The following is a 9,067-nucleotide window of genomic DNA, read 5'->3' as shown; positions in this document are numbered from 1 at the left end:
CTCGTCCGGCAACGAGCCGAGGCTCCCGCAGCAGTAGCTAGTTCATGCCTGGCCAGCGAAAACGTCACACGAGGTTCGGAAAGAGAACGACCTCTTAGGCAGCCACTTTGGCGCGAGCCTCGAAGATCATGGCCCCAGCGTCGTGCTTTACCGGGCAGGTCCACAGACTGCCCGACGCGCCGGAAGCTTACGGGGCCATGATCACTCGCGCCAAAGCAGCTCCAGCCCAAAGCCGCTCCGCCGACCTGGCGGGTAGCATCCGGCGCCTGCGGCCTAGACATCGTCCTCCGCGAGCGGGCCAAACGGTGTGAGCGTAACCCAGTTCGCTCGTGGGGGCGCCCCATTCGATTGCGTGATAGTCCGCCCTTCAGTCGCGAAAACCTCACAACCTCGTCGACTGAGAGCGTTGACGACCTTGGGTGATGGATGCTTTTCCGAAATCTTAGCCGAACTTATGAAGGCCGTCACATCCGCACGATGAGGCGCGCCCCTCTCGCCGAGGATTCTGTTGAGGATAGTTGGCCCGAGATTTCTGCGACTTCCATGATGCGGGGCTTGGAAAAAATTCAGCGGGGCGACACGGAAACTTCCGACAGTGCGTTCGTACTCATCGCAGGCACCTTCAAGAGCTGTAATTCCAGCGTCACCGGTGAACATCATCCGCTGTGACCCCACGCACAGAAGTGTAATCACAGACGTACTATTTCTCGGGCTGGTTTCGCCGTCGTCGCCCAGCGTCTCAACTGGCAAATAGGGGAGAGCTTTGGATAGCAATCCGCGAACGACCGACCCAAAACTGGCCTTAGAAGCATGAGACAGGCCGCTTCGCTCCTCTGTCAAATGTTGTTCAAGAAGTGTTTCATAGTAGGAAACAGTAGGACCTAGAATCGAAACCTGCCCACCAAATCGAGTGAGCCCCGTGAAGGGTTCGACGATGCTCACCCCCCGCGACCTGGCCATAGAAATGAGCGAGTCAAGAGCCTCCAAGTTGCTGAAATCGCTCACATCATGGGTGTGAAGCCTTGGCTGGTGAATGAGCAGCTCCTTCGCCTGCACCTTCTCGATTAGCGTCGATAGCCCGTTGAGGTGGTCGGCATCAGGATGGGTCGATATCACGAGGTCAACAACGTCGGTCTCGTAGTACTGGGCGATGTGATCGGCTAGGTTCTCGCCGATGTGCGAGAATCCGCCATCGATCACCATGACTGCGTTTCTCTGTTCGGTCTCCACACTAAAGCGAACCGCGATGGCGTCGCCGCTCTTTGATCCCGGGCCCGACTCACTCTCCACGGGAAGAAAATCGATTTCGTACACGCCGCCCCCTTCGGGCTTTCACTTACGTTAGGCTCGCGAATCCTCGCCAGGTGTATTTTCCGCCAGGGAGATCTGTAGTACATCCAGTGCATCAAGGAGGCGTTCTGCGTAATCCTCTGCCGCAGACCTCACCCATTCCGAGCTGACCACTCTCCACCAGAAAGCCGAAAGCGCCAGACTGACAATCGCCACGAGTGCGAAGCCTATCTTCCAAACGAGCATCCCGTAGTAGGAAGCAACCACGGCTCCCACGGCCATACCGCTAACGGCGATGGAGGCAGTTAGGCCAATAGTGCGCACCCCCAGCATGTTGCGCCTAAATCCATAATGGCAGTTTTCAAGGAAGATGAGTCGAAATTGCGCAGTGTCTCGCGTCCGTGCGATGAGACACCTAATGGCCATCTCGTAGGTCTCATCAGCCTTGGCGGGATTTCCAGTTTCTTGCCTCTTGGTTGGCATCGGATGATCCAACAAGGCGGAAAGCTTTTGATGTCTGCGGGCAAGTAGTGTCGGGTTCTTTGCGCCGCTGTGCCTCAAAGCCTTGGTGGCTGGAGGTCCACCCCACGAAGACCACAGGGCAGGCTGGATAGCCCGACCTCGATCTCTCACTATCTGGTCGACGACTATTACCGTTCCGCTAGCCACTGCCACGAGCCAAAGCTTGTTCCAGTTGACCAATGCAGGGACCAGGGCGACACAGAGCAGAGTGACCGGAAAAGCAACGATGAACGCTGGAGCAAGACGCGCTTTGCGACTATAGCCATCAAAGAGATGAACTACATTCGAACCAATTCCAGACAAAATGCCCCACTTATCGGTAGCTGCATTGCTCAATGTGTGGTCCGCAAGATTGCCGGTGGGGGCGACAACCTTCAGCCATCAACATGTTGGACCATCCACCCCACGTTGGGTAGTTGTTTGCGCAACTTCGGCAGAATCGTTCTCAGCGCTGGCCCCAGGAGTGGCTGGCAGCCGATGAGTGATCTTCGCTGGGCCGTCCCTGGACTGTCCGAGGCCGCTCAGTGTCGACTATTAACGACAGCCGTAGCGAGCCGTTCCCCCAGGTCACCCCGCTAGGCATAATCAGTGACGAACTCCAGGCGGTGCGTGGCTTGGTAGTTCGAGCGCTCGGCGAAGCATGGCGGCCCCGCGGGGAACGCCGGCCGTGAGCTGATCCCAGCCGAGGAAGCGCACATGGTCTGGGATGCTGACCAGTCCGGTGATTGCGTCCCAGAAGGCATCCCAGTTCATGCCGTAGACGTCCGGGAAGCCCAGTTCCCGCTTCAGAAGCAGGTGCAGGGCGCGCTCGTCGGCTACCTCGCTGACGTCAATGGTGATCACAGGCGACATGCTGGCATGTGGTCGCAGGTTCCTGACATCAACCGCAGCAGACGGCGACGACCACCAGTGGCCATGTGCAGCACCGGTGGACGAGGCGGGCTCTAGCCCAACCGGGTGGAGAACGAACTCCTAAAGCGGTGGTCGGTGGCAGCTCCAAGTCCTTACGTGCCGAACCGAACTGGAAGCCAAAGGGGGCACCTCGCTATCAGTCACTCACTTGATTCGGCGGGTAGGAGGGAGCCCAACTCGGGTGAACCGTAGGTCAGGAAGACGAGGTCGCTGTCGCTGCTGGTGTCCCAGATTTCGCGGTCGAATGTCACGGGGACTGAGGCCGTGGACGGCTGCCTCAAGTAGCACTCGACGGACGTCACGCCGCCAAAAGGTTCGAAGGACACATGGGCGTCGTCACACGGAAGAGAGAGACTGTAGATACCGGGGCGTCCGTCCTCTGAGGTCAGCCAGCGGCTTGAGAGGAAGTTGTTCGTGAGCTTCGTGGCAACGTCTGACGGAGTGATGTCTCCGGTCAGGTCCGGCGGGGTACTGATGGTGATGTCGTCATCGGGGGCGCCGAGGTCGTCAGTGCTGACCGGCTGGTTGCTGATGTCATCGATCTGGTTCCGGATGCCGGCGATCTCGCTGGCGATGACTTCGTCGCTAAGGTTCGCGGCGAGGACGAGGTCTTCGATGACCTTCTCGACAGTGCCCAGGACGGGGGCGGCGCCTCCCAGGATGTTGGTGAAGTCGTCATAGTCCTCCTTGATGCCCTTGTAAACCTGCTCCTCGACAGTGTCTTTGTAGAAATAGTTGCTGATCTGGAGGTGCTCGTAGGTGGCACCGATGCGGTCGATGCGGCCGATGCGTTGCTCGACGCGCATCAGGTTCCAGGGCATGTCGTAGTTGATGAGGCGGCCCGAGGTTTGCAGGTTGAGGCCCTCGCTCATCGAGTCGGTGCCGATCAAAACCTCGATATCGCCGTCGCGGAATCGAGTCTTGATCTCGGCCTTGGTGACTGGGTTCCACTTCCCTGCTACGGGATCGTAGATCTCGCCTCCGCGACCGGAGTAGCAGCCGAGCTTGTAGTAGCCAGCAGCCAGGAGACGCTCGCGCACGTAGTCCATGGTGTCGGCGTACTGAGTGAAGACCACCGCTGAGTCGTACACCTTGAACGACTCCGCCAGATCCTCGACGAGCTGCTGGGCCTTGGTGTCCTCGCCGGTGATATCACCGAGGTCGTTGAGGAAGGAGCGGAGCTCACCGATCTCCTCCTTGAGGCGGTCGGCACGTAGGTCGAAGGTCTCGGGGTCGAAGAGGGAGTTCTCCAGGTCGACGCCATCGTCGTCGGTGAGGAGATCCGCGAGGCTCTTGCCCTGCTCAAGTACGTCGAGGCGGCGTTGCAGGGACTGCTTGATCGCTTCGAAGGAGGAGGTCAGCCGGCGCCGGTAGACGGTCATGATGAAGCCCAGAGCTTTGGTGGCCTTGTCAGACTTGTAGGCGTTGTAGTGGCGGCGAATGTATTCCTCGATGCGGTCATACAGCTTTCGCTCGTTTGACGCCAGGCGGATGAACTCGTCCTTGACGTGCCGGTACGGGATGACGACCGACGCCGAGATGATGCCGGCCGCCTGGTAGGCCCGCATGGTCTTGCGGGTGTTGCGGAAGACCCGATCGCGCATCGGGGTGTGGCGGCGAGCCCACTTATCCATCCACTCGGAGGTGGCATTGGGGAACTGTGCCCTAAGGTCTGATGAGGGTGGGTTGCCGGCCATCCCGGTCACCGTCCACGCGTCGGCCCATCCGAGTGCGTTGTCGACCTGCAGCTCCAGCTCAGTGTCGCGTTGGGCGAGCGGGTCAGAGAAGTAGTCCTCCAGCATGTCGCAGATGAGTTTCCAGCCGCGCCTCTCAGGTGGGTCGCCGAGGTAGGTGAAGTATTGCGTGAAGAAGAACGCCTGCTCACCCCACTTGCCCGGCAGTCCGAGGAGCTCGATGAGGTCCCAGGCCTCGTGGGGGTGCATCTGCATCGGAGTCGCCGAAGCGAGGTAGAGCGCACGCCACAAGTCGCGCTTCTTCATTTCCTGGAGGAGCGCGAGCAGGGAGTTGGGAGTGTCGGTCGCCTTGGAGCCGCGGCGGCGGGCGTGATGGGCCTCATCGACGAGGACGACATCCCACGGTCCGGCGTCAAGGATCTCGGTACGGCGACTGCGGCGGCGAGCGAGGTGGGAGGAGGCGAGCACGATCGGGAAGGCCGACCACAGGTTCGCCTTTGGATCGGTCGGAATGGGCTGGTCGAACCGGTCGATGAAGCCGCCCTTGTCGTAGCGGGCGACGTCGAGGTTCATCTTCTCGTGGAGCTCTTCCTGCCACTGCTTCATCACCGAGGCAGGCACTAGCAACAGCGCCTTCTTCGCCCGGCCGGAGGTGAAGAGCTCACGCAGCACCATGCCTGCCTCGACGGTCTTGCCAAGACCGACTTCGTCGGCGAAGAGATAACCGCGCGGGTACGTCGACACCACCCGGTGGATCAGCTCGGCCTGGTGCGGCAGCGGCTGAGCCCACGCTGTACCCACACCAGTCCAGGCCGACTGCTTTGGTGCGTCCCGGAGGGTGACCAGTTCATCCCAGGCCGCCTGGATATCGGCGTCCACGTCGACCGACGGTGCCTCATGATCGGCCTCCCCGCGCCTCGGCTGCGGCACGAACGTGTTGAAGGGAAACGGCGGAGCGTCGGGAGCGTGCTCTATCAAGTGCTCCCGGACGGCGGTGGGCAGGTCGATGATCGCCCAGCCTTCGTCCGGGTTGGCACGCCAGTGCCGCTCGAAGGCTCGTTCCTTAGGCTTGCCATAGTCCTCCCAGGACTCGGTACGCCAGGAGCGGTAGGCGTCGAAGGTCTCATGGTTCTTCACCCAGGCGGTGACCGAGGCGTTGTTGGAGCCGCTGAACGCCACCTTGTAGCCGTAGCGGTCAGTGAAGACGCCGTACTTGGTGTGGAAGTAGCGGCCCGACTCCTGGTGGGTAAGCAAGTGACCGTGCTTGTCGACCGGGATACCGACCCGGATGTGGAGCCGGTCGTTGGCGACCATCCAGGCCAACACGCTGAGGTGCTCGCTCTGCACGATCTTCGTGCCCTCTAGGCCAGGGTCGGCCAGTAACCGCTCGGCGACCACATCGTCGAGCGGAGTGCCGGACAGGACCGCGTCCACGTCCTTCTTGCCGAGCTGGGCGCCGACGATGAGTCTCATTACACCGCCACCGGCGATGAAGTACGCCGTGCCCTGCGCGGCAAACTGCAGCTCTGCCCCGGACCAGTAGCCGACCGCACGTTCGTAGGCGACGGCCCTGGAAAGCAGCGGCTCGTAGAACGTCTCAAACGGTGCATCGTCGGGCGAGTACATCGCCTTCAACGTCACGCTGCGGAATGAGTCCTCGGCCGTGGCAGGGTCGGGGTCGAAGAGACCATCCTGCGCCGGCGCCGCTGGCTTAGCGGCACCAGGAAACAAAACATCGTCGTGCTCGGCCAACCTCTACTCCATCTAGAAGAGAGCGTCTGGTTCATCATTCTGCGTTACAGGGAGAGCGTCGGCTGGGAGCTCAACACTATCGAAGTAGAGCGTGCACAGAGTGTCGAGAAGCTCCGCCTCCGGGTAGACCCACGCGCCCTTTGACTTCTTACGAGGGATCGCGTTAATCAGGCCTTGAATGGTGGCAATGAACGCGCCATCACTGATGTACCCGTGCCGATCGACGAAACGCTTTGCAGCTTGCATGCCGTCAACCTTGGCGATGTAGAGCATCGTGTCGACGGCATCAATGAGGTGCTCAAACCTGGCTGCCTCTGGGCGGACTCCAGGAGCACCGCCTTCGTTACCCCTTCGGATCCGCTCCTCAGGCGCCAGCAACTCCACGGTTCCAGCCTTTTTCTTGAGTACCTTGGCTCTCGTCAGCTGGTCGATGTCGAGTCCGCCAACAGCTAGGGCAAGAAGCCGAGCAGCATCAAAGTCGGCTTCCCGCGCCTTGAAGATGTCCCAGGCTATGAGTACGAAGTCGGTAAGGCTATCGACTTGGACCGCTTCGCCCACGAGACGGCGACGTCGGAGTTCGACGATCTCCTCACGTGCGATGTCCAAAGCCTCCTCCGGCCTCAGGAGCCGATCGGCTCCGTTCTCGTCGGGTACCGACGAGTAAACGGGCCAGTTCCGTGAGACGACAGACAATGCGGGGCCGTAGGTGGCGAGCATGAGGTCGACGCCTTCGATACCGTCTTCACCGAAGCGGAGCGACGCGCTCCGCGCATCTGTGCGAACCTCAGGCGCTACGTCTTCGAGGTACCGCTTCCCGCCATCATCGCTCAGGTCCCGCTTACGACAGACCAGCATGATGGTGGACTCTGCGGCGTTCTTGTTCGCTTGGTGGCTGCTGGACTCTGGTTCAGTAGCGACTGGCCAGGACGTCTCGACCGTGAAACCCGCTGCGATCAACGCCGAGCCCAATGCATCCCATGCCCGAGCGTTCTTGTTTGTGAACATCACCGTAAGCACGCCGTCGTCGGATAGGATTCTGCGGCACTCAGTGAAGATCGCAGCCATCTTCGCCTCGTAGTCGAGGTCAGCGATCTCCCTCTTACGGCGACCGGCCGCTGTGAACCGTGCGTCGTTGGTGACAGCCTCGTTTTCGAGGTCAGTGTTCTCTTCTTCGAAGAGCTCCGGTGTCACGACACCGAGTGTCTCTCGCTCCCAGGCGTAGAAGAAGTTGGAGAGCTCCGAATACATGACATTGGCGTAATATGGCGGATCCATACAGATATGCTGGACAGACCCATCAGAAATAGAAGGGATGTCAGCCGCGGTACCGGGGGTGACCTTCACATTTCTCTCTAGCCGTGTGCCCGGTGCGCTGCTGCCAGTCTCTTCGAGGAGGCGTGCGATCTCGTCGTAGGCGCCCACCAGCTGGTCCAGGCACCAAGGCAGCAGCTCTCCAGGCCCGGGAAACTCAACGAAGGTCCACTTGAACGCAAAGTTGTGCTTCTCAAAGACACTCCGTGTCTTCTGTCTGCCTACATCCCAAGTTGCTTGTCGTGCATTGTAATTCAGAGCCTTACCCTGCATCAGGGCGAGCTCAGTGAGGGTGTCGTTCGCAAGGTCTTCGTCGAGCTCCACTTGGGCTTCTGAAGCAACCTTGCGGAATGCTTGGACGAAGGCTGCGTGAGTTAGAAGCTGCCGAGGAGAGAAGAAATCAGCCCACTTATTGATGCCGTACATCCGATGGCCACGGTCATAGTTCGACACATCAGGGATCGGGGTCGGGGGAACAATTCCAGTGGCTTCCCAGATTCCGATGTTCTCCGTGACAACCCGCTCCGCCTTTTCGAGCGCCTCCAGGTCGGCGTCGGTCGGTGCACGAAAACTTCGTCCCGCGGAGTTCTTAACCACAACTGCGTAGAGAACCTGGGTCATGCGGCCGGCCTTCGCCTCGGCCTTGATGTAGTCGCCGTCGATGACAAGATTGTCGTACGGGCTGATTGCTCGGCCGCCCGCAAAGAGGCCCTTGTCAGCATCGAAGTCGATGTCTGTCTCGTGCGCGACTTGAAATCTCGGCGTCTGCAACTCGACTCCGTCGAGTTCAGTCAACATCCGCACAGCGGCTGGCTTAGACCCCTTCCGAAGCCACCAGTCCGGCATCAGCGGCACGATCCGGCCAGTACGGGGGCAAGCCACCGCATGCGCGTAGAGGTAGTTCGTAACCGTCTCCCTGCCAGCCTTCGGGAAGTACTCCAGAAGCCTGGTCGTGGCGTCGTCCACGATCCGCTGACCCCACTTGCGTAGGACTGGAGTTAGCGCCGTGCCGTGCTTGGCTGGGATCGTGAGGCTAGCGTTCAGGATCGACACGGCCACGCTGTTGAGGTCGTTCGCGTAGGTTGGCAGACCCAAGCGCAGCGCGGTCCACGGTATGGAGCCTCCCCCGGCGGTCACATCCGCAACGGCAGGCAGGCGGCCCCAGGTGTCGACGAGGACGTCGTGCAAGTCTCGAATTTCCTGCTCGCCGACACTGTTCTTGAATGCTGGGCGGTAGGTGTAAGGGTTGTCTTTAAGTTTGATGCCCGCGGCCTTGGCGGCTTCACTTGTTCGTTTCGCCAGCACGGGATCTCCCCAAATACCGACGAGACGGTTGAACCAGTCGCGATATGCCCGTTCGGTTTGCAGCCCGCTGATCGTGGGATGACGCTCTGCAAGTTCTTCGCTCCAGGCTGGCAAGATGCCCGCCAGAACTGTGGCCGCCGAGGCGACGATGGGGCGACGAGCCCACCACTGATGGAGGGTCTTGAGCTTCGGGAACTGCCCTGGAATCGGGGCAGCTTCGCGTCGTGACTCGATGCTCAGAGCTGCCACCGGCAGCCAGTTTTCAGCTAGTACCTTGGGCC

General features: G+C 60.5%; 5 protein-coding genes. All 5 read right to left on the bottom strand.

Annotation, left to right across the window (positions count from 1 at the left end; translation table 11 throughout):
- Positions 1-273 precede the first annotated feature (273 nt).
- On the bottom strand, positions 274-1,314 hold the full coding sequence (locus tag ACZ7FF_RS24830) for a ComEC/Rec2 family competence protein (protein ID WP_470814460.1): 1,041 nt from the start codon (positions 1,312-1,314) through the stop codon (positions 274-276).
- Between the two features lie 27 nt (positions 1,315-1,341).
- Entirely contained in the window at positions 1,342-2,148 is an 807-nt protein-coding gene (locus tag ACZ7FF_RS24825; RefSeq protein WP_470814459.1) for a hypothetical protein, read from the bottom strand.
- 249 nt (positions 2,149-2,397) lie between these two features.
- A complete protein-coding gene (locus ACZ7FF_RS24820; protein ID WP_470814458.1) occupies positions 2,398-2,655 on the bottom strand; it encodes a barstar family protein in 258 nt (85 codons plus the stop codon).
- Positions 2,656-2,864: 209 nt separating this feature from the next.
- On the bottom strand, positions 2,865-6,170 hold the full coding sequence (locus ACZ7FF_RS24815; RefSeq protein WP_470814457.1) for a DEAD/DEAH box helicase: 3,306 nt from the start codon (positions 6,168-6,170) through the stop codon (positions 2,865-2,867).
- A 12-nt stretch (positions 6,171-6,182) separates the two neighbouring features.
- Positions 6,183-9,035 carry a DUF1156 domain-containing protein gene (locus ACZ7FF_RS24810; protein WP_470814456.1) on the bottom strand — a complete coding sequence of 951 codons (2,853 nt, stop codon included), beginning with the start codon at positions 9,033-9,035 and terminating at the stop codon, positions 6,183-6,185.
- Positions 9,036-9,067: the final 32 nt, after the last annotated feature.

It is taken from the genome of Streptomyces sp. NPDC037126 (genome assembly GCF_055605965.1).
Note: the sequence above shows the minus strand (reverse complement) of the source record. Positions and strands in the feature narration are given on the sequence as shown.